Genomic DNA, 20,226 nt, shown 5'->3' on the forward strand with positions numbered 1-20,226 from the left:
ACACTCCGTGGAACGGACGCGCGGCCCTGCCCGGGTGTCGCGGGGACCCGACGGGCCCGGCTCGGGCGAGCCGGGCCCGTGGCGTCGGTGTCAGCCCATCGGCATCATCGGGGGCTGCTCCACGCCGACCGGGACCATGACGTAGGTCGCGACCGCGACGGCGACGAACAGCAGGCCCGTGATCAGCGTCGCCGTGGCGGTCCAGCGGGCCCAGGTGCGGGTTCCCGCGCCGGACAGCACGAGCGCGAGCACGGCGAAGAGGACCGTGATGGCGGCCATCGCGCCGCTGGTGGTGATCTGCGTGTTGAGCTGGGCCACCTGCGCGGCGGCGACCTGCTGGTCGCCGATGGAGCTCACGGTGGCGAAGAGCTCGACCAGTCGGCCGGAGAGCATCGTCAGGATGAGCATGAAGAGGGCGACCAGGCTGAAGGTCTCAGCGGAGAGCGCGCCGCCGGGGCGGGGCTCGACCATGGTCGCGGTGGCGGGTTCCTCCGTCCCGGTCGCGGCCTCCCCGGTCGCGTCCGCCTCCTCCGCGGCCACCTCCTCCGAGGCGGTCGGCTCCCCCGTGGTGGTGGGCTCGGCCGGGGCGGCCGAGCCGTCGGTGGCCGCCGCGTCCTCGTCGGGCTGCGGAGTGTTGTCAGTGGGACTGTTGTTTTCTGGTGAGGTGCTCACGCCGCCAACGTACCCACGACTTGTGGTAAACCGCGCCTAAGAATCGCCTGGTCATCGTAGAGCGGTCGCTCTTCGGTCGGGTGACGTGCTCGTCCACCGCCCGGCAGGTCCCTCGGCGGGACGCTAACCGGCGTCGGGAACGCTCACCAGGGTCACGACGGCGAGGATGACGAACACCGTCCCCGCCAGCACCGTGGCCGAGGCGCCCCACCGGGCCCAGGCCCGGGTCCGGGCGTTGCCCAGGAACAACGAGAGCGCGCCGACCAGCACGGCCAGGGCGCTCAGGCCGCCCGCCACGGTGATCTCGGCGTTGAAGAGCGCGACCTCCTCCGCCGTGGCCGTTCCGGCGTCGGTCAGCCCGAACCAGGCGAACAGCGTGAACAGGCGCGAGTTCACGACGACGGGCCCCAGCAGGAGCAGCCCCAGCCCGCTGAAGCTCTCCGCCGAGAACACCCCGCCCAGGGCGGGAACGGGGGAGAGCGGCGCGCCGGAGACGAAGGCCCCGCGCGCGTCGGACGTGTCGGGGGATGTGGGGGATGTGGGGGAGGCGGAGGTGGAGGCCTCGCCGGGGGCAGCGGAGGAGGAGGGGGCCTCACCGGGGGTGCTGGTGTCTTCCTTGGAGGTACTCACGGCGCCAAACTATCGTGCCGCTCTCCCCGCGTCCGAGGCAGGCAACCCACTCTCTGTGGCCACATTCGGCCATACCGTGATCACTCCGGTCAAAACAATCACCGATGCTTGTTTTTTGGTGTGTCCGGTGTCACTCTCATCTCCATGACTGCGACACCAGCGCCCCCGCTGCGGGTCGGGAACGCCTCCGGCTTCTACGGAGACCGCCTCGCCGCCGTCCGCGAGATGCTCCAGGGCGGACCGGTCGATGTCGTCACCGGCGACTACCTGGCCGAACTGACGATGGCCATCCTCGGCCGCGACCAGCTCGCCGACCCCTCCCGCGGCTACGCCCGGACGTTCCTGCGCCAGATGCGCGAGTGCCTCGCGCTCGTCATGGAGCGCCGCATCAGAGTGGTGACCAACGCGGGCGGCCTCAACCCCCGAGGGCTCGCGGAACGCCTCACCGAACTCGCGGAGAGCCTCGGCTTCGACCCCCGCATCGCCTGCGTCACGGGCGACGACCTCCTGCACCGCGCCGAGGAGCTGCACCTGGGATCGCCCCTGACCGCCAACGCCTACCTCGGGGCCTTCGGCATCGCGGCCTGCCTCGATGCGGGCGCCGACATCGTGGTGACCGGGCGCGTCACGGACGCCTCCCTGGCCGTGGGGCCCGCCATCTCCCACTTCGGCTGGACGGGGGCCGACCTGGACGCCCTCGCCGGGGCCACGGTCGCCGGACACGTGATCGAGTGCGGCGCCCAGGCCACCGGCGGCAACTACGCCCTGGCCGACGACCTGCTGCGCGCCGGACACCGCCTCGACCACCCGGGCTTCCCCCTCGCCGAGATCCACGCCGACGGCACCTCCGTCATCACCAAGCACCCCGGCACCGGGGGCGCGGTCACCACCGGGACCGTCACGGCCCAGCTCGTCTACGAGGTGGCCGGCCCCCGCTACCCCGGCCCCGACGTCACCGCGCGACTGGACACCGTCCGCCTCACCCAGGAGGGGCCCGACCGGGTCCGGCTCAGCGGTACACGCGGCGAGGCGCCCCCGCCCGACCTCAAGGTGGGGCTGACCGGCCTCACGGGCTTCCGCAACGAGGTCGAGTTCCTCATCACCGGCCTGGACGCCCGCGCCAAGGCCGACCTCGCCGAGACCCAGCTGCGCGCGGCCCTGGACCACCGCCGCCCGGGCGACCTGAGCTTCGAGTTCGTGCCCGCCGAGGACCCGCACGGCGCCACCCAGGACGCGGCGACAGCCCGACTGCGCGTGGTCGCCCGCGATCACGACCCCGCCACGGTCGGCCGCTCCTTCGGTGCCGCGGCGGTCGAACTGGCGTTGGCGAGCTACGCGGGCCTCCACCTCACGGCACCGCCGCGCGAGGCGCGCCCCGACGGGGTCGCCGTCACCCACGCGCTGGTCCCCGCCGACGAGGTCGAGCACACCGTGGTGCTGCCCGACGGGGACCAGACGACCGTGCCGCACCCGGTGCGCACCCAGGTCGTCACGGATGTCCCCGAACCGCCGCTGCCGCCGCCCCCGGCCGCCGCCGCGCCCCTGCGCGAGGCGCCCCTGGGCGCGGTGCTGGGCGCCCGCAGCGGCGACAAGGGCGCCGACGCCAATCTGGGCGTGTGGGCGCGGGACGCCCGGGCCTGGCCCTGGCTGGCCCACACGCTGACCGCGGACCTGCTGCGCGAACTCCTGCCCGAGACCGCCGACCTCAAGATCACCCGCCACCTGCTGCCGAACCTGCACGCCGCCAACTTCTGGATCGAGGGGCTGCTGGCTCCCGGAAGCGCGCGCCGCGAGGGCCCGGACCCCCAGGCCAAGGGACTGGGGGAGTGGCTGCGCGCACGGCGGGTGCTGGTTCCCGAGGACCTGCTGCCGCCGCCACCGCCGCCCGGACGCGAGGTGCGACGGCCGTGACCGCCCCCACCCCCCGCAGAGGGGCTACCACCCTCAACGGAGAGCCGATGGCTCCAGCCCACCCGTCTCCCGTCATCGCCCCGGAGTCCGCTTCGCGGAACGGTGGGGCTACCACCCTCAACGGAGAGCCGATGGCTCCAGTGATTTCCACTCGCCTGGACACCTCCTCGTCCGACTACGCCGAGGCCCGGGAGTCCATGCTCACCCAGCTCGCGGAGATCGACGCCGAGCACGCCAAGGCCCTGGCCGGCGGGGGAGAGCGCTACGTCGAACGCCACCGCGCCCGCGGCGGACTCCTCGCCCGTGAACGGATCGAACTGCTCCTGGACACGGGCAGCCCCTTCCTCGAACTGTCCCCGCTGGCCGCCTGGGGCTCCGACTTCCACGTCGGCGCGAGCGTCGTCACGGGCGTCGGCGTCGTCTCCGGTGTCGAGTGCGTCGTCGTCGCCAACGACCCCACCGTGCGCGGCGGCTCCAGCAACCCGTGGACCCTGCGCAAGTCGGCCCGGGCGGCCGAGATCGCCGAGGCCAACCGCATGCCGCTGATCAGCCTCGTGGAGTCCGGCGGCGCCGACCTGCCCACGCAGAAGGAGATCTTCGTCCCCGGCGGACGCACCTTCCGCGACCTGACCCGGCTCTCCGCCGCCGGGGTGCCCACCATCGCCCTGGTCTTCGGCAACTCCACCGCCGGGGGCGCCTACATCCCCGGTATGAGCGACCACGTGGTCATGGTGCGGGACCGCTCCAAGGTGTTCCTGGGCGGACCGCCGCTGGTCCGGGCGGCCACCGGCGAGGACAGCGACGACGAGTCCCTGGGCGGGGCGCGCATGCACGCCGAGGTCTCCGGGCTCGCCGACCACCTGGCCGAGGACGAGCACGACGCCCTGCGCATCGGCCGCCGGATCGTCGCCCGCCTGAACCACCGAAGACCCGCGGCCTCCCGGCGCCCCGCCGGGTCCGCGCCGGAACCCCTCCACCCCGCCGAGGAACTGCTCGGCGTGATGCCGCCCGACCTGCGGGTGCCCGTCGACCCGCGCGAGGTCATCGCGCGGATCGTCGACGGCTCGGCCTTCGACGAGTTCAAGCCCTCCTACGGCCGCGGACTCGTCACCGGCTGGGCCGACCTGCACGGCTACCCCGTGGGCATCCTGGCCAACGACCACGGCGTGCTGTTCAGCGCCGAGGCGCACAAGGCCGCCCAGTTCATCCAGCTCGCCAACCGCGCCGACACTCCGCTGGTCTTCCTGCACAACACCACCGGCTACATGGTCGGCCGCGAGTACGAGCAGGGCGGCATCATCAAGCACGGCGCGATGATGATCAACGCCGTCTCCAACAGCACCGTCCCGCACTTCTCCGTGCTGATCGGCGCCTCCTACGGTGCCGGGCACTACGGCATGTGCGGGCGGGCCTACGACCCCCGCTTCCTGTTCGCCTGGCCCAGCGCCCGCTCGGCCGTCATGGGCCCGCGCCAGCTCGCCGAGGTCCTGTCGATCGTCGCCCGCCAGTCCGCGGCCCGCCGCGGCGAGCCCTTCGACGAGGACCAGGACGTGGCCCTGCGCGAGATGGTCGAACGGCAGATCGAGGCCGAGTCGCTGCCCCTGTTCCTGTCCGGCCGGGTCTACGACGACGGCGTCATCGACCCCCGCGACACCCGCACCGTCCTGGGCCTGTGCCTGTCCTTCGCCCACAACGCACCCGTGACCGGTACCGACCGCTTCGGCGTCTTCCGCATGTGAGGCCAGAGTGAACGACCTACCCGGGCCCGTGCCCGCCACCGACTCCGCACCCCCCGCCCCCGTCACCCGACTGCTCGTCGCCAACCGCGGTGAGATCGCCCGCCGGATCCTGAGCACGTGCCGGACCCTGGGCATCGCCACCGTCGCCGTGTACGCCGACACCCCCGAGGAGGCCGCCGCCGCGCACGTGGCCGAGGCCGACACCGCGGTCCGCCTGCCCGTCCCCGCGGGCAGAGGCCCGGTCGCCGCCTACCTGGACCCCGACGCCCTCGTCGCGGCGGCCCGCACCGCCGGAGCCGACGCCGTGCACCCCGGGTACGGGTTCCTGTCCGAGAGCCCCGCCCTCGCCCGCGCCGTCACGGCGGCCGGACTCACCTGGGTGGGGCCCGCGGCCGACGCCATCGAGCGGATGGGCGCCAAGACCCGCGCCAAGGACGTCGCCCGCGAGGCCGGGGTGCCCGTCGCCGCCGCCCTGGACCCCGAGGACGTCCGCCCCGAGCACCTGCCGGTCCTGGTCAAGGCGGTCTCGGGAGGCGGCGGCCGCGGCATGCGCGTGGTCCGCGACCTCGCCGACCTGCCCGCCGAGGCCGCCGCGGCCCGCGCCGAGGCGGCGTCGGCCTTCGGCGACCCCGCCGTGTTCTGCGAGCCCTACGTCGAACGCGGCCGCCACGTCGAGGTCCAGGTCCTGGCCGACACCCACGGCACGGTCTGGGCGCTGGGCGAGCGCGACTGCTCCGTGCAGCGCCGCCACCAGAAGGTGATCGAGGAGACCCCCGCCCCGGGCCTGCCCGACACCCTGCGCACACGCCTGCACGAGGCCGCCCGCCGCCTGGCCCGCGCCATCGGCTACACGGGAGCCGGAACCGCCGAGTTCCTCGTGCCCGTCGGCGAGGGCGCCGACCCCCTGGGCGAACCCGTCTTCCTGGAGATGAACACCCGCCTGCAGGTCGAGCACCCCGTCACCGAGTGCGTCACCGGCCTCGACCTGGTCGAGTGGCAGATCCGGATCGCCGAGGGCGAGCCCCTGCCCCCGGGCGGACCGCCCGCCCCGCGCGGACACGCCGTCGAGGCGCGCCTGTACGCGGAGGACCCGCTCGACGACTGGCGTCCGCGCACGGGCACCCTGCACACCTTCGAGGTGCCGGCCGCCACCGTCCGCCGCGCCCCGCTCACAGTGCCTGGAGTGCGCCTGGACAGCGGCGTCGAACCCGGCGACACCGTCGGTACCGACTTCGACCCGCTGCTCGCCAAGGTCGTGGCGTTCGGCCACGACCGCCGCGACGCCGTGCGCCGCCTCGTCGGCGCGCTCGCCGACGCCCGCGTCCACGGCGTGGGCACCAACCGCGATCTGCTCGTGCGGGCCCTGCGGCACCCCGCGTTCGCCGACGCCCACACCGCACCCGCGCGGCTGCACATCGGCCACCTGACCGGGGACCGGCTCACCGCCCTGGCCCAGCCGCTGGCCGACCCGGCGACCCGCGGCCTGGCCGCGCTCGCGGCCACCCTCGCCGAGGCCGAGGCGACCCGCACCGGCGCCACCGTCCCCGCGGGCGTGCCCGCCGGCTGGCGCAACCTGCCGTCCCAGCCGCACACGCGCCGGTACACCGTCACCGGGACCGGCGATGGGCGGGTGCCAGGCGGGACCGACGGCTCGGGAGCACCCGGTGGGAACGGTGGGACCGACTCGGAAGTGACCCGCGTGACCAGTGGACCGGTGACGACCGCCTCCTACCGCAGCGTGCGCGGGGCCTACGTCCCCGACCCTCCCGGCGTGCGCGTGCTCGCCGCCGCCACCGACCACGTGGTCCTGGAGGCCGACGGTCTGCGCCACACCTTCACCGTCCACCGCGCCGGCGGCGAGGTGTTCGTCGACTCGCCCCTGGGCTCGGTCGCCCTCACCCCCGTCGACCCGCTCCCGGCCCCCGAGCCCGCCGTCGCCCCCGGCGCCCTGCCCGCGCCCATGCCCGGCACCGTGACGGCCGTGGACGTGTCCGTGGGCGAGAAGGTCCGCGAGGGCCAGACCCTCCTGCGCCTGGAGGCCATGAAGATGGAGCACCGCGTCACCGCGCCCGCGGCCGGCGCCGTCCGGGACCTCCCGGTCGCGCCCGGCCAGAGGGTGCCCGCCGGAGCGCTCCTCGCCGTCCTCGACCACGACGTCCTCGACCACGAAGGGCCGAACCCGTGACCGCTGCCATGACCTTCAACGAGCCGACGGAACGCGTCCAACTGCGCTCGGCGGTCGCCGCACTGGCCGCCGAGTACGGCTCCGACTACTACAGAGCCAGGGCCAGGGAGGGCGCCTACCTCACCGACCTGTGGCGGGCGGCCGGCGGCCTGGGCTACCTGGGCGTCAACATTCCCGAGGAGTACGGCGGAGGGGGCGGCGGCATCGGCGACCTGGCCGCCGTGCTGGAGGAGCTCAGCGCCGCCGGGTGCCCCACCCTGATGATGGTCGTCTCACCCGCCATCTGCGGCACCGTGCTGTCCCGGTTCGGCACCGACGCCCAGCGCCGCCGGTGGCTCCCCGGCCTGGCCACGGGCGAGACCATCATGGCCTTCGCCATCACCGAGCCCGACGCCGGATCCAACGCCCACAACATCACCACCACCGCCCGTCGGGACGGCGGCGGCTGGGTGCTCGACGGACGCAAGACCTTCATCTCCGGTGTCGACGTCGCCGACGCCGTCCTGGTCGTGGGCCGGGTGCAGGACGAGTCCACGGGCCGGCTCAGCGCCGCGCTGTTCACCGTACCCACCGACACCCCCGGCTTCGAGGCCCGCCCCATCGAGATGGACCTGGTCAGCCCCGACCACCAGTTCCAGCTGTTCCTGGACGACGTCCGCCTGCCCGACGACGCCCTGGTCGGCGACCCCGACGCGGGACTGCTCCAGCTCTTCGCCGGACTCAACCCCGAACGCATCATGGCCGCCTCCCTGGCCACCGGCTCGGCCCGCCACGCCCTGGAACGGGCGGTCGCCTACGCCAAGGACCGCAAGGTGTGGCGCGACACGCCCATCGGCGCGCACCAGGGGCTCGCCCACCCCCTCGCCCAGGTGAAGATCGAGCTGGAGCAGGCCCGCCTGATGACCCAGCACGCGGCCCTCCGCTACGATGCCGGCGACGACGCGGGGGCGGGCGAGGCGGCCAACATGGCCAAGTACGCGGCGGCCGAGGCGTGCGTGCACGCGGTCGACCAGGCCGTCCAGACCCTCGGGGGAAACGGCCTCGCCAGCGAGTACGGGCTCGGCGCGGCGATCGCCGCCGCGCGCCTGGCGCGCATCGCCCCGGTCAGCCGGGAGATGGTGCTCAACTACGTGGCCCAGCAGTCCCTCGGCCTGCCCAAGTCGTACTGAGCCGAGGACGGGAGGGGCGCCGACGTGGACGCCGGGCGCGAACCACAGCAGGAACGCAGCAGGGCGACTCGCGCCCGGCTGCTGGACGCGGCCGTGCGCGTGCTCGCCGAGCGCGGAGCGGCCGGAGCCACCGTGGGCGCGGTGGCCGAGGAAGCCGGAGTCTCCCGGGGCGCCGCCCAGCACCACTTCCCCACCCGCGAGGACCTGTCGCTGGCCGCCCTGCGGCACATGCTGGACCGGCGCGGCGAGGAGCTCAGGCGCGGGGTGGCCGCCGTCCCCGAGGGCGCCGGGCGCACCGAGGCCGTGGTGCGCATGGTCGTGGACGCCTTCAGCGGTGTGGACTTCCGCGCCGCCCTCCAGCTGTGGGCGGCCGCCGCCAGCGATCCGGTCCTGCGCGAACGGATCACGCCGCTGGAGGAACGGATGGGGCGGGAGGTGCACCGGGCCGCGGTGGACCTGCTCGGCGCCGACGAGTCGGTGCCCGGCGTGCGCGAGACGGTGCAGGCCACCCTGGACCTCGCCCGCGGCCTCGGACTGGCCAACCTGCTCACCGACGACGGCCCGCGGCGGGCGCGCATCGTGCGCCAGTGGGCCCTGACCCTGGACAGCGTGCTGGCCCGTCCTCCCGGCGCGACGGACGCGCCGCCGGACACGGGCTAGACGAAGCGCGGACGGCCGGGCGGCCCGGCTCGGCCCGCTTCGGTCGCACCGGCACGAGGCGACCGGCCACCACGCGTCGTCGCGCTCGATCGGTTGATTATGATCGCAAAGGTGGGGCAAAACCCGCGCGGTGGAGGGCCTCCATGACCAGTGGTGCGGACGAGGACGGTGTGTCGGTGAGTGCGGATGCGGGCAGGGACCTGTCCGGCCTGGCCAGGAGCGTGACGGAGGCGTTCGAGGAGAGCGCCACCCGCCGCAGGGACCGCGACGCGCTGATGGACAACGCGTTCGCGGCGCTCTTCGAGCTGTACCGGGCGACCACGAGCGCCGAGCGCCGGTCGCCCGCCGGACAGAACCTCGGCGCCGCGCTCGCCCGGCTCCTGGTGTCGGGCAACAACCCCGACCGGCTCGGCCTGTACGTGGTGCGCACCCAGACCGCGGCCGAGAACGGTCGGCACGAGGGCTACCGGCCCGCCTGCTGGCGGCGGTCGATGCTGCAGATCCTGGGCGAGGAGTTCGTTCCCTGGGAGACCTTCCTGCGTCCGGGCGACCTGGCGGCCCTGCCGCGGATCGACGACGCCCTGGTCGAGGTCGCGGCCGAGGCGAGCCCGGTCAGCGGCGAGGAGGTACCCGCGTGGGTGCCGGAGTCGCACTGGTGGTGGTGGGAGCCGGCGCGCCGGCGCGGCGAGGACGCCCCCGACCGCGCCGACAGCGGCCCCCTGGACACCGTGCCGGGGGAGTAGCCGCCGTAGGGGGCCCGAACCCTTCGTCGGAGGCTGTGGATAATGTCCGCCGCATGGAATTCGACTGGGTTGGCCTCGAAGAAGTGCTCGGCCATCAGATCGTCGGTCTGGTCCGACGCGTGCGCGAGGAGCACCCGCGTGACCGGCTCTACGGAGCGGCCGTGCACATGTTCTACGCCGAGGAGGGCGGCACGATCTCCTGGACACTGGTCTCCGTCGCCAGCGAGGAGTGGCTCGCCGAGACCAAGTGCGAGACGGGCACCGGCACGTCCGGCGCGGATTGGCTTCGGTGGAGCCCCGCCGACTGGCCGTGGCAGGTCGACCCGGGCGAGGCCGAGGACGAGTGGGCCCGGCGGTTGGCGGCGCACGCGACCGCGGACGGTGGGCGGCGCTGGGACGAGGTCCATGACCGCTACCTGCGCACCGTCGTCGCGGTCTGCCGCTCGGCCCGCCACCGGCTGGTCACCGAGGGCGTCGTGGACCCGAACTTCGTCGTCGTCGCCATGGACGAGGCGTGGGAACTCGTGCCGCTGTCGCTGACACCTGACGAGGTCGTCAGGCACTTCCCGGAACTGGCCGCCGAGGAGCGCGAGGCCGAGCGCCTCGGCGCGATCGCGCCGGAGCGGCGGGCACACGAGCTGATCGCGATCGTCGAGTCGCCCGTGCCGGGCCCGTTGAGCGCGGAGAGGGCGACCGACGTCCTGCGTGCGCTCAGCGGCCCGACGACCCTCGCCGCCGTTCTCGACCACCTGCCGGGCGCGCGGGAGAAGTGGCGGTGGGCCAAGCTCCTCGCCGAGATCGCTCCGGCGGCCACCCCGGGGGCGCCGCAGGCCGTGATCGCCGCCCTGGAACCCGTCATGACGGACACCAGCCTGCCGGAACCGGACCGCGCCTGGGCCGCGGCGGCGCTCGCCCGGCTCGACCGGATGGACCTGGTGGCCGCGCGGCTGGACCGGCTCCCGGAGGGGGTCGCGGTCCGAGGGCTCACCGCCCCCTACACCTCCTTCCGCGACCACGGGGCGCACGGCGGACTCGACTACGAGCCCTTGGAACAGGCGCTGGCGGACCGGCCCGAGTGGCACGACGCGGTCCTGCGCCGCCTCTCCCCGGGCAGCGGATTCTGCGCGATCGGCCCTGAGGAGGTCGAGACCGCACTGGCCGGACTGGGGTCGACGCTGCCCGTGGTCCGGCGCCACGCGGTCCACGTCCTGGCGGACGCCCCCACGACCCCCGCGCAACGCGCCCGCTACACGGACCGTTTGCGGCGGCTGCGCCGCGAGGACCCGCATCCGGCGGTGCGCGAGGCCGCGGCCCTCGCGGGACGCTGACGCCCGCGAGGGCCGCCGGAGCCCCGCCCGGGGAGGGAGGCGACCCCCGCGACCGTGCCGGACCGGGCCCGGGAGGACCGCGGCGCCGTTCGCCGCGGGGCCCGTCACTTGGGTGCGGCCTCCTCCGAGGAAGCCGTGCGGTCGGCGATCAGCGACCGGTACCACTCGAAGGAGTCCTTGGGGCGGCGCCGCTGGGTCGCGTGGTCCACGTGGACCAGGCCGAAGCGCTGGTGGTAGCCCTCCGCCCACTCGAAGTTGTCGGTGAGCGTCCACACGAAGTACCCGCGCACGTCCGCTCCGCGCTCACGCGCCCGGTCGACGGCCCGCACGTGCCCGGCCAGGTAGGCGATCCGCTCCGGGTCGGCCACGCGGCCGTCCGGCGCGACGGCGTCCTCCTGGGAGCAGCCGTTCTCGGTCACGTACATCGGCACCAGCGCCTCCCCGTAGCGCTCACCGAGCAGGAGCAGCAGGCGTTCGAGGCCCTCGGGCACCACCGGCCACCCGAACGCCGTCGTGGGCACCTGGGTGATCTCGGCGAAGTCGAACGGTAGTGCCGATCCCTGCGGGGGAGCGGCGATCCGCGTCGGGTTGTAGTAGTTGACGCCGAGTCCGTCCACACTGCCCGCGATGGTCGCCAGGTCGCCCTCGCGCACGGCGTCGACCCCGTCCGCGCCGAACGCGCTCAGGTCCGGGTAGGCGCCGGTGAGCACCGGGTCGGTGAACAGCCGGTTGTGCAGGGCGTCGTAGGCGCGTGCCGCCGCCGCGTCGGCCTCGGTCCCGGTGGCGGGGCTCACGGGGGAGTAGTTGTTCGTGAGCAGCACCTCCAGCCCGCGCGAGCGCAGCTCCCCGGCGGCCAGCCCGTGCGCGAGCAACTGGTGGTGGGCCACCATCAGCACGTCCGGCACCTCCAGCGTCCGGCCGGGCGCGTGGACGCCGAACGCGTGCCCGTAGGCCGTGTGCACGACCGGCTCGTTCAGCGTGATCCACCGGCGCACCCGGTCGCCCAGGCGGTCGGCGACCGCGGCGGCGTAGTCGGCGAAGGCCGCGGCGGTCTCGCGCGAGGACCAGCCGCCCGCCTCCTCCAGCGCCTGCGGCAGGTCCCAGTGGAAGAGCGTCGGCACCGGCTCGATCCCGCGTGCGACCAGGGCGTCCACCAGGCGGTCGTAGAAGTCCAGACCCGCCTTGTTGACCGCGCCGCGACCCCGCGGCACCACCCGCGGCCACGAGACCGAGAACCGGTAGGCGTGCACGCCCAGCCGGTCGAGCAGGTCCACGTCCTCGGCCCAGCGGTGGTAGTGGTCGCAGGCCGTGGCGGGACTGTGGTCGTCGCGGACGGCGCCGGGCCGCGCACTGAAGACGTCCCACACGGACGGGCCCCGTCCGTCCTCGGCCAGGGCCCCCTCGACCTGGAACGCGGACGAGGCCACGCCCCACAGGAACGGTGACGGCACGGTCGACTCCTTCGTGTCGTGCGGGGCCACGCGAGCCCCGTTGTCGTGCGGGATCACGCGACCCCGCGGATCTTCCAGACCAGCACGGCCCCCAGCAGGGTGACCACGCCGCAGGCGGTGTAGAGCACCGGGTAGCCGCCCAGGTACACCACGATCGGTCCGGCCAGCGCCGGCGCGATCACCTGTGGCCCGGCACTGGCGATGTTGACGATCCCCAGGTCCTTGGCCCGGCCCAGCGCGCTCGGGAGCACCTCGGTGACCAGGGCGTTGTCCACCGACAGGTAGACACCGAAGCCCATCCCCAGCACCACGGCGCACACCAGACTCATCGGCCAGGTGGGGGCGAGGGCCAGCAGGAACGCGGGCACGGCCATGACCACCCCGGACAGGCACACCAGGGCGCGGCGGCGGCCGAGCCGGTCCGAGACGACCCCCGCCACCACGGTGGTCGCCACGACCGCCGCCGTGTAGACCAGGATCAGCACCAGCAGCCCGTCGGCGGCCGACGAACCCGGGAACAGTTCCTCGTAGCCCACGCCGTCGCGCAGGAAGTACAGCAGGTACAGCACGAACATGGCGTTGCCGGTCTGCATGAGGAACCGGGTCAGCCAGGCCCACCCGAAGTCGGGGTGGCGGCGCGGCGACACCCACAGCCCGCGGGTGAACTCGCGCCACGGCGGCCGGGCCTCGCGCGGCAGCGGCGGGTCGGGCGACGACAGGGCGAAGGGCAGCGCGCACGCCGCGGTCAGGACGCCGATCAGCGTGTACCCCGGCGCGATCCCGGTGGTCACGACCGTGACCAGCAGGACGGCGGCCACCACACCCGCCGACTGGGGGATGCCGATCCATCCGGAGACCGCGCCGCGCTGGCGGACCGGCACGTGGTCGGGGACGGCGGCGAGCAGGGTCGCGTTCAGGCAGGACAGCGCGGTCTGGACGAGCGACCAGCCGACCATCACACCGACGACGGTGTCCTGGCGGCCCAGGACCACGAGTCCGGCCCCGCCGAGGACGGCCCCCGCCACCACCCAGGGGCGTCGGCGTCCGAAACGGCCGGTGGTGCGGTCCGAGAGCGCTCCGGCCAGGGGCGTGGCGACCATGGCCAGGGCGGCGCCCACCCCGGTCACCCAGGCCAGGGCCGTCTCCTTGGCCTCGGGCGCGGCCAGGCCGATCTGCTCGGGCAGCAGGACCTGGAGGGGGCCGAAGAAGGCCATCCACATGCCGAGGTTGGCCAGGCTGAGCCCGCCCACCCACAGGGCGCGCACGGGCCGTCGGGGTTCGGCGAGCGCGGCGACCGGGGTGGTGTCGCGGGGCGGGGGTTCGGGCGCGGGCTGGGGCGCGGGGGGCGTGCGCACGTGTGACCTGCCTAACATGAATTTGCTTCATGTTAGGCAGTGGAAGCGGTGAGCGGAAGCCCTGGACGCGGACGGCGTCAGACTAGTCAACTTTGACTAGCCGGGAGCGGAGGCCTAGGCTCACCACCGGACGAACCCCACCAGCGAAGAGAGACGCCATGCCCGACCAGGCCGAACAAGCCGACCAGACCGCACCGGACGCACCGGACACGCCCTCCGACCAGCACCCGGGCGTCCAGGCCAACGAGACGGTCGTGCCCACGCTGCACTGCGCGTCGGCGGACGAGACCCTGGAGTTCTTCCAGGCGCTCGGGTTCGAGGTCACCTACCGGCAGACCCGCCCCTACCTCTACCTCGCGTTCCGGTGGAGCGGCTTCGACCTGCACTACTCGCGTCCGCCCGAGGGGCTGGACCCCTCCCGCGAGCACACCGGCGGCTGCCTGGTCATGGTCGACGACGTCGCGGCCTACCACGCCGCCCTCGTCGCCGCCATGCGCCGCCACTACGGCAAGGTGCTCGCACGCGGCCTGCCCCGCATCACCCGCTACCGGTCCGGCGCCACCCGCTTCAGCCTCATGGACCCCTCGGGCAACCAGATCATCTTCATCCAGCGCGACGAGCCCGAGGAACTGGAGTACGGCGGGTCCAAGGAGCTGGACGGCCTGGCCAAGGCACTCGATCAGGCGCGGATCTTCCGCGAGTTCAAGCACGACGACCGCGCCGCGCTCCGCCATGTGGGCTCGGCGCTGCGCAGGTACGGCAACCGGGCTCCCGCGGTGGACGTGGGTCTGGCCCTGGCGACCATGATCGAGCTCTCCACCGCCCTGGACGAGATCGGTGACCTCCCCGCGTGGATGGACCGCCTGCGCGGTCTCGACCTCACCGACGCCGAGCGCACACGCGTCGAGGCGGAGCTGAAGATCGCCGCCCACGTGCGCGGGTGGTTTCGAAGGCTCCCCTGATCCCGAGGACGCCCATGGCGACGGGAGCCGCACAGGCCTCCCCTGACCCCGGTGGTTCCACCCGCTCCGGCACCCCACCCGCCCACACCCGCCGACCGGCCGCCGGGACGTGATCAGCCCTCGGTCACCAGGCCGGCGAACGGCTCGCCGCCCTCGCCCGCGAAGGAGTAGGCGCCGCCCTCGATCCGTGCGATGAGGCCGCGCGTCCACTGGGCACCCGACTCGGCCGTGTGCACCCACAGGTCCAGGACCTCCCCGACATGGCCCTGCGACTCGGGCCCCCGCTCGGGCTCGTAGTGCTCCACCACGCTCCGCCGCCACTTCTCCAGGGCCGCCACCCGCCGCCGGAGCAGGGCGACCGCCTCCGGGCGCGGCAGGTCGACGAGGAACCCGACGGCGGCCGAGAGCACGTCCGGCCCGGCGTCGACGGACACCAGTGCCTCGCGCAGCAGCTCGAAGTAGGCGGCGGTGCCCTCGTCGGTGATCTCGTACTCCTTCCGGGGCGGGCCCCCGGCGGTGGAGGGCGCGACGTCGTGGTCGCGCAGCAGTCCCTGGCGCGCCATCTGCTTCAACGCGTGGTAGATCGACCCCGGCTTGGCCGTGGACCACTCGTGCGCGCCCCACGACTCCAGGTCGGCGCGCACCTGGTAGCCGTGCGCCCGCCCGCGGACGCGGACCGCCCCCAGGACCAGCAGCCGGATGGCCGACATCCGAGACCTCCCCACGCCGTGCGAACCGTCGACGCCGACGAGCCTAGTCAGCCCGTGGACACCGCCGCGCCGTCGCCTTGGCGGGCGTGCTCCGCGCCCAGGGCGATCGGCGCGCCCAGCCACTCGTCACGCAGACCGAAGGCGTCGGCCAGCGTGACCGCGTAGGGGCGCAGACCCCGGCACAGGTCGTTCACCGCCTGCGTCACCGCCTTGGCCCGGGACGTGGACAGGCGCTCGTGCTCCAGGAACCACGCGCGGTCCTCCTCCACGACGGAGAGCACGTACAGGTCGCACAGGCGGTTGAGCAGCTTGGTCGTGGACTGGTCGCCGCAGCGGTCGATGCCCGCCACGAACGCCTCCAGCACCACGCGATCCATGTGCGCGCGCCCGGCGGTCAGCACGTGGTCCTGAGCCTGGTTGAACACGTCGAAGGCGTCGCTGCCGTCCTTGCGGGCGCGGCGCAGGCGCCCGGCCAGCCCCTCGATGACGTGCTGCTCCCGGTCCTCCAACAGCTCCAGCTGCCAGCCGCGGTTGTACAGGCTCGTCTCGGTGCCCCGGCCCGGGGCGGCGGCCACCAGGCGTTCGATCAGCGGCGTCGCGGCGGTGCGTTCGATGACCGCCTCCACGAACCGGCCCGCCATGAACTTGACCAGCCCCAGCTGGTCGAGGTCGCCGAAGTGCTCCTGGAAGTTGGTCAGCAGGCCCTTGGTGAGCTGCTGGAGCAGGACGGTGTTGTCGCCCTCGAACGTGGTGAAGATGTCGGAGTCGGCCTTGAGCTGCGGGATACGGTTCTCGGCCAGGTACCCGGCCCCGCCGCAGGCCTCGCGGCAGGTCTGGATGGTGTCGGTGGCGTGCCAGGTCGCGATCGCCTTCAGCCCCGCCGCGCGCGACTCCAGTTCGCGCTGGGCGTGCTCGTCGCGCTCACCGCGCTCCTGGGCCGCGTACAGCTCGTGCAGCCGGGCGACCAGTTCCTCCTGGGCGAAGTGCAGGCCATAGGTGCGCGCCAGCGCGGGCAGCAGTTTGCGCTGGTGGGCGAGGTAGTCCAGGATCCGCACCTCCTGTTCCGGCCGGCCGTCGGCGGAGGGGCGGGTGAACTGGCGGCGGGTGTCGGCGTAGCGCACGGCGATCGCCAGCGCGGCCTTGGTGGCGGTGCCCGCGCCCCCGGCCACGCTGATCCGGCCGCGGATCAGCGTGCCGAGCATGGTGAAGAAGCGGCGGTTCTTGTTCTCGATGGGGCTGGTGTAGGTGCCGTCGGCGGCCACGTCCCCGTACCGGTTGAGCAGGTTCGTGCGCGGCACCCGGACCTGGTCGAACCACAGGCGGCCGTTGTCGACTCCGTTGAGCCCGGCCTTGGTGCCGCAGTCCTCGATGCGCACACCCGGCATCGGCCGGCCCTCGGCGTCGCGGACGGGCACCATGAGGGCGTGCACGCCGTGCTCGGCGCCGTCGGCGCTCAACTGGGCGAAGACCACCGCCATCCGCCCGTCCCGGGCGGCGTTGCCGATGTAGTCCTTGCGCGCCGACTCGTCGGGCGTGTGGACCACGAACTCCTCGGTGGCGGGGTCGTAGACGGCGGTCGTGCGCAGGTGCTGCACGTCCGACCCGTGGCCGGTCTCGGTCATCGCGAAACAGCCGGGCAGGTCCACCGACATCACCCCGGGCAGGTACTCGGCGTGGTGCGGCTCGGTGCCCAGGGCGCGGATGGCGCCGCCGAACAGGCCCCACTGCACACCCACCTTCACCATGAGCGACATGTCGCACACGAGCATCTCGAAGGCCACGACCGAGGCGCCGATGTCGTCGGACCCGCCCACGGATTCGGGGAACCCGAAACCGGGCACCTCGGTCCCGGCCAGGGCCTTGAGCTGGGTCAGCACGCGCGCGCGGTGGTCCTCCACCGACAGGCCGGAGACGGGGGCGAACTCCTCGCCGCGCAGGAGGTCGCGGGCGCGTTCGCGCACCCGCGCCCAGCGCCCGTCCAGCAGGCCGCGCAGCTCGGCCTCGTCCACCTTCAGTGCCTGATCCGTCATGGTCTCCCCCTGCGATTCGACGCGGCTTCCACGTGCCTACCACTCCCCGGTCCCGGCGGAGCGGGGGAACACGCCCGGGCCACGGGTACGAGACTCACGATAGGCGTGGAACGAGGGGGTGGACCATGGGGGACCGTACACCGATCCGCGTCGTGCTCGCCGGCTGGTTCTCGTTCCGGCACGGTGAGGCGACGGCCGGGGACGTCGGCGCCGCGGAGGCGGTGTCCGCCGAGCTCGGTGCGCACGGCATCGCCCACGACGTCGTGTGGAGCCCCCACTTCCGGTCCCGGGGGCCGACCCTGGAGGAGGTGGACCCGGACGCGTACTCGCACCTGGTCTTCGTGTGCGGACCCGCGTCGGGGGAGCAGGTCGCCGACCTGCACCGGCGTTTCGCGGACTGCACGCGGATCGCGGCCGGCGTTTCCGCCGTCGACCCGCGCGATCCCGCGCTGCTCGGCTTCCACCTCGTCCTGGCCCGGGACGGGCCGGGGCGCGAGCCGCGCCGGGACCTGGCCGCGGACGCCGCGCCGCCCGCGCCGGTCCCGGTGGTCGGGGTGACCGCGGCCCCGGGGCAGCGCGAGTACGGGGACCGGGGCGCCCACTCGCGCGCGCACCGCGCCCTGGCGCGGTGGCTGGTGGACAAGGACTGTGCCCGGGTGCCGCTCGACACTCGGTTGGACGCCGCCGACTGGCTGCACTGCGCGTGGCCGGCCCAGTTCGACGCACTGGTGGGTCGGATGGATCTGGTGGTGACCACGCGCCTGCATGGGCTGGTCCTCGCCTTGCGCAACGGTGTTCCGGCGGTGGCGGTGGACCCCGTCGTCGGCGGTGCCAAGGTCGCGGCCCAGGGCCGGGTGTGGGACTGGCCGGTGCTCACGCTCGACGGGCCGGAGGCCGCACCCGACCCCGACCGCCTGGAGCGGCTCTGGCGGTGGTGCCTGGCCGACGGGCGCGCGCGGGCACGGGCGCGGGCGCACACCCCCGCCGGGCCGTTGAACGGTCTGCTCACCGAGGCCCTGCTGGGCGGTGTCGGCGGTCTCAGACCGCGATAGCGGGCACGTCGTGGAGGCGGCGCAGCAGATCGTCCAGGGACAGGTCCAGCGCGTCGGCGATCGCCGCGACGGTGAAGAAGGCGGGAGTGGGGATGCGGCCGCCCTCGATCTTGCGCAGGGTCTCGACCGAGATGCCGGCCTGGTGGGCGACGTCGACCATCGTGCGCCGGCCCCTGGCCTCGCGGAGCAGCCGCCCCAGGAGATGGCCGCGGGCGATCTGCTCGGGGGTCAGCGGTTCTCGAACCATGCGACGAGTCTAACCGGGCGGGCCTCCACCGCACCGGTCGTCGCCCCGGTTCCCGCCTCGGCGCGCGCCCGGCGGCCCGGGGGAGGCGTGGCCGCCCGCGGCCCCCGCTCCGGCCTCAGAGCGTGCCCAGCGGCCGGGTGAAGCCCGCCATGCGCGGGTGGAAGGTCACCGGGAAGTCCGCGCGGGCCGGGCCGAGCCCGTCCGACACCGCCTGGGAGGTCAAGGGCGCGGCAGGGGAGACACCGGTGTGCGCCGTTGTGCGTCCGGACACGCTCACACCAGACCGGGAACGGCCAGCTCCAGGGTGCCGCGCTCGGCGTCGAGCTCGGCCGGCACGCCCAGGGGGATCGTCAGCTGGGCGGGGCAGTGCCCGAACTCCAGTCCCCACAGCACGGGGACGCCCAGCGGCTCCAGTCGTTCGCGCATCAGGTCGGCGATCACACCCAGGTCGGGCGGACAGTCCGTCCACGTGCCCAGCACGACCCCGGACACCCCGTCCATCCACCCGGTGCGCAGCAGGTGCGTGAGCATCCGGTCGATCCGGGCGACGTCCTCGCCGATGTCCTCCAGGATCAGGAGTCCGCGGTCGGCGGACAGACGGCTGTGCGGGGTGGCGAGGCCGTCGTTGAGCAGGCTGAGGTTCCCGCCGAACGTCACGCCCCGGGCGCGCCCGGGCACCAGCGCGTGCGCGCCCGGCGACGTCAGCACCATGCGCCGCTCCGGGGTGAACAGCGTCGTGCGCAGCTCGCGCTGGGCGAGCGCGTCGCCCACGAAGTAGCGCGTGCCCACGACCGGGCCGTGTACCGTCGCCACCCCGAGTTCCACCGCGAAGGCCTCGTGCAGCGCGGTCACGTCACTGAACCCGACCAGCGCCTTGGGCTCGGCCCGCCGCATCGCGTCGAAGTCCAGCAGGTCCAGGGTCCGGTGCGCGCCGTCGCCGCCGCGCACGCAGAACACCGCGGCCACGTCCGGGTCGCACCAGGCCGACTGGAGGTCGGCGGCGCGCACGGCGTCCTCGCCTGCCAGGTAGGGCAGGCGCGGATGCCGCTCACGCACGTGCGGTGCCAGGTCCACGCGCAGACCCCACTCGCGCAGCACCGCCACCGAGGCGTCCAGCTGGGCGGCCGGGACCGGGCTGCACGGCGTCACCAGCCGTACCCGGTCGCCGGAGCGCAGCCGCGGCGGCCGCGTCAGCGCGGGCACCCCGCGCGCGGGCACGGCCGACGCGTCCCGGGGCACGCCGCGGACCGCGGTCCCCGCATCGCCCACACGTCGCCCGTCGACCCCCGCGGACGCCTCCGGAACAGCCTTGTGCATGTCGTCCTTCCCTCGTCGGCCACCCGTTCGGACGCCCCTCGCCCCCGAACCGTTCCTGTCGGGCC

The 20,226-nt window shown here is 74.2% G+C and carries 18 protein-coding genes; 9 read left to right on the plus strand and 9 right to left on the minus strand.

The annotated features are described in order from the left end of the window. Positions 1-90: 90 nt before the first annotated feature. Together HNR10_RS25015 and HNR10_RS25020 are read right to left on the minus strand one after the other, a co-directional pair. Positions 91-672, minus strand: coding sequence for a hypothetical protein (locus HNR10_RS25015; RefSeq protein WP_246406406.1), 582 nt, complete (start codon positions 670-672; stop codon positions 91-93). Between the two features lie 123 nt (positions 673-795). Further along, positions 796-1,302, minus strand: coding sequence for a hypothetical protein (locus HNR10_RS25020; protein ID WP_179827563.1), 507 nt, complete (start codon positions 1,300-1,302; stop codon positions 796-798). 144 nt (positions 1,303-1,446) lie between these two features. Here HNR10_RS25020 and HNR10_RS25025 point away from each other — a divergent pair, with 144 nt between their 5' ends. From HNR10_RS25025 to HNR10_RS25055, 7 genes are all read left to right on the plus strand, one after another. Continuing rightward, on the plus strand, positions 1,447-3,213 hold the full coding sequence (locus HNR10_RS25025) for an acyclic terpene utilization AtuA family protein (protein WP_218897993.1): 1,767 nt from the start codon (positions 1,447-1,449) through the stop codon (positions 3,211-3,213). Between the two features lie 131 nt (positions 3,214-3,344). Next, positions 3,345-4,952, plus strand: coding sequence for an acyl-CoA carboxylase subunit beta (locus tag HNR10_RS25030; protein WP_179827566.1), 1,608 nt, complete (start codon positions 3,345-3,347; stop codon positions 4,950-4,952). A gap of 7 nt (positions 4,953-4,959) precedes the next feature. Beyond that, entirely contained in the window at positions 4,960-7,137 is a 2,178-nt protein-coding gene (locus tag HNR10_RS25035; RefSeq protein WP_312889412.1) for an ATP-binding protein, read from the plus strand. Beyond that, a complete protein-coding gene (locus HNR10_RS25040; protein WP_179827567.1) occupies positions 7,134-8,306 on the plus strand; it encodes an acyl-CoA dehydrogenase family protein in 1,173 nt (390 codons plus the stop codon). Before HNR10_RS25035 ends, HNR10_RS25040 begins: the two co-directional genes overlap by 4 nt. A gap of 24 nt (positions 8,307-8,330) precedes the next feature. Beyond that, positions 8,331-8,966, plus strand: a complete 636-nt coding sequence (locus tag HNR10_RS25045) for a TetR/AcrR family transcriptional regulator (RefSeq protein WP_179827568.1) — start codon at positions 8,331-8,333, stop codon at positions 8,964-8,966. 170 nt (positions 8,967-9,136) lie between these two features. Then, entirely contained in the window at positions 9,137-9,709 is a 573-nt protein-coding gene (locus tag HNR10_RS25050) for a hypothetical protein (RefSeq protein ID WP_179829951.1), read from the plus strand. A 53-nt stretch (positions 9,710-9,762) separates the two neighbouring features. Continuing rightward, complete coding sequence (locus HNR10_RS25055) at positions 9,763-11,037, plus strand: DUF4303 domain-containing protein (protein ID WP_179827569.1); 1,275 nt, start codon at positions 9,763-9,765, stop codon at positions 11,035-11,037. 104 nt (positions 11,038-11,141) lie between these two features. On the opposite strand, the gene HNR10_RS25060 is transcribed toward HNR10_RS25055, so the two are convergent. Further along, positions 11,142-12,488 carry a GH1 family beta-glucosidase gene (locus HNR10_RS25060; RefSeq protein ID WP_179827570.1) on the minus strand — a complete coding sequence of 449 codons (1,347 nt, stop codon included), beginning with the start codon at positions 12,486-12,488 and terminating at the stop codon, positions 11,142-11,144. A 53-nt stretch (positions 12,489-12,541) separates the two neighbouring features. Next, positions 12,542-13,843 carry an MFS transporter gene (locus HNR10_RS25065; protein WP_312889413.1) on the minus strand — a complete coding sequence of 434 codons (1,302 nt, stop codon included), beginning with the start codon at positions 13,841-13,843 and terminating at the stop codon, positions 12,542-12,544. 158 nt (positions 13,844-14,001) lie between these two features. On the opposite strand from HNR10_RS25065, the gene HNR10_RS25070 reads away from it, so the two are divergent. Next, complete coding sequence (locus HNR10_RS25070) at positions 14,002-14,805, plus strand: VOC family protein (protein ID WP_246406408.1); 804 nt, start codon at positions 14,002-14,004, stop codon at positions 14,803-14,805. Between the two features lie 113 nt (positions 14,806-14,918). On the opposite strand, the gene HNR10_RS25075 is transcribed toward HNR10_RS25070, so the two are convergent. Both HNR10_RS25075 and HNR10_RS25080 read right to left on the minus strand, forming a co-directional pair. After that, positions 14,919-15,515: a PadR family transcriptional regulator gene (locus HNR10_RS25075; protein WP_179827572.1), complete on the minus strand. Its 597-nt coding sequence runs from the start codon at positions 15,513-15,515 to the stop codon at positions 14,919-14,921. 47 nt (positions 15,516-15,562) lie between these two features. Beyond that, complete coding sequence (locus HNR10_RS25080; protein ID WP_179827574.1) at positions 15,563-17,545, minus strand: acyl-CoA dehydrogenase family protein; 1,983 nt, start codon at positions 17,543-17,545, stop codon at positions 15,563-15,565. A gap of 125 nt (positions 17,546-17,670) precedes the next feature. Between HNR10_RS25080 and HNR10_RS25085 the strand changes: the two genes are divergently transcribed. Next, complete coding sequence (locus HNR10_RS25085; RefSeq protein ID WP_179827575.1) at positions 17,671-18,597, plus strand: polysaccharide pyruvyl transferase family protein; 927 nt, start codon at positions 17,671-17,673, stop codon at positions 18,595-18,597. Here HNR10_RS25085 and HNR10_RS25090 read toward each other — a convergent pair. From HNR10_RS25090 to HNR10_RS25100, 3 genes are all read right to left on the minus strand, one after another. Continuing rightward, complete coding sequence (locus HNR10_RS25090) at positions 18,584-18,844, minus strand: helix-turn-helix domain-containing protein (RefSeq protein WP_179827576.1); 261 nt, start codon at positions 18,842-18,844, stop codon at positions 18,584-18,586. The two genes, HNR10_RS25085 and HNR10_RS25090, sit on opposite strands and share 14 nt — an antisense overlap. 115 nt (positions 18,845-18,959) lie before the next feature. Next, positions 18,960-19,115 (minus strand): hypothetical protein, encoded by a 156-nt coding sequence (locus HNR10_RS25095; protein WP_179827583.1) that lies wholly within the window; start codon positions 19,113-19,115, stop codon positions 18,960-18,962. Between the two features lie 2 nt (positions 19,116-19,117). Continuing rightward, positions 19,118-20,161, minus strand: coding sequence for a S66 peptidase family protein (locus HNR10_RS25100; RefSeq protein ID WP_179827585.1), 1,044 nt, complete (start codon positions 20,159-20,161; stop codon positions 19,118-19,120). Between the last annotated feature and the right edge of the window lie 65 nt (positions 20,162-20,226).

Source organism: Nocardiopsis aegyptia, from assembly GCF_013410755.1.
Taxonomy (GTDB): domain Bacteria; phylum Actinomycetota; class Actinomycetes; order Streptosporangiales; family Streptosporangiaceae; genus Nocardiopsis; species Nocardiopsis aegyptia.

What these genes read in the sequence shown, in the direction of transcription:
- HNR10_RS25075 (WP_179827572.1), bottom strand. Translation starts at nt 15,515, where the DNA reads ATGTCGGCCATCCGGCTGCTGGTCCTGGGGGCGGTCCGCGTCCGCGGG.
- HNR10_RS25030 (WP_179827566.1), top strand. Translation starts at nt 3,345, where the DNA reads ATGGCTCCAGTGATTTCCACTCGCCTGGACACCTCCTCGTCCGACTAC.
- HNR10_RS25100 (WP_179827585.1), bottom strand. Translation starts at nt 20,161, where the DNA reads ATGCACAAGGCTGTTCCGGAGGCGTCCGCGGGGGTCGACGGGCGACGT.
- HNR10_RS25080 (WP_179827574.1), bottom strand. Translation starts at nt 17,545, where the DNA reads ATGACGGATCAGGCACTGAAGGTGGACGAGGCCGAGCTGCGCGGCCTG.
- HNR10_RS25070 (WP_246406408.1), top strand. Translation starts at nt 14,002, where the DNA reads ATGCCCGACCAGGCCGAACAAGCCGACCAGACCGCACCGGACGCACCG.
- HNR10_RS25025 (WP_218897993.1), top strand. Translation starts at nt 1,447, where the DNA reads ATGACTGCGACACCAGCGCCCCCGCTGCGGGTCGGGAACGCCTCCGGC.
- HNR10_RS25085 (WP_179827575.1), top strand. Translation starts at nt 17,671, where the DNA reads ATGGGGGACCGTACACCGATCCGCGTCGTGCTCGCCGGCTGGTTCTCG.
- HNR10_RS25055 (WP_179827569.1), top strand. Translation starts at nt 9,763, where the DNA reads ATGGAATTCGACTGGGTTGGCCTCGAAGAAGTGCTCGGCCATCAGATC.
- HNR10_RS25090 (WP_179827576.1), bottom strand. Translation starts at nt 18,844, where the DNA reads ATGGTTCGAGAACCGCTGACCCCCGAGCAGATCGCCCGCGGCCATCTC.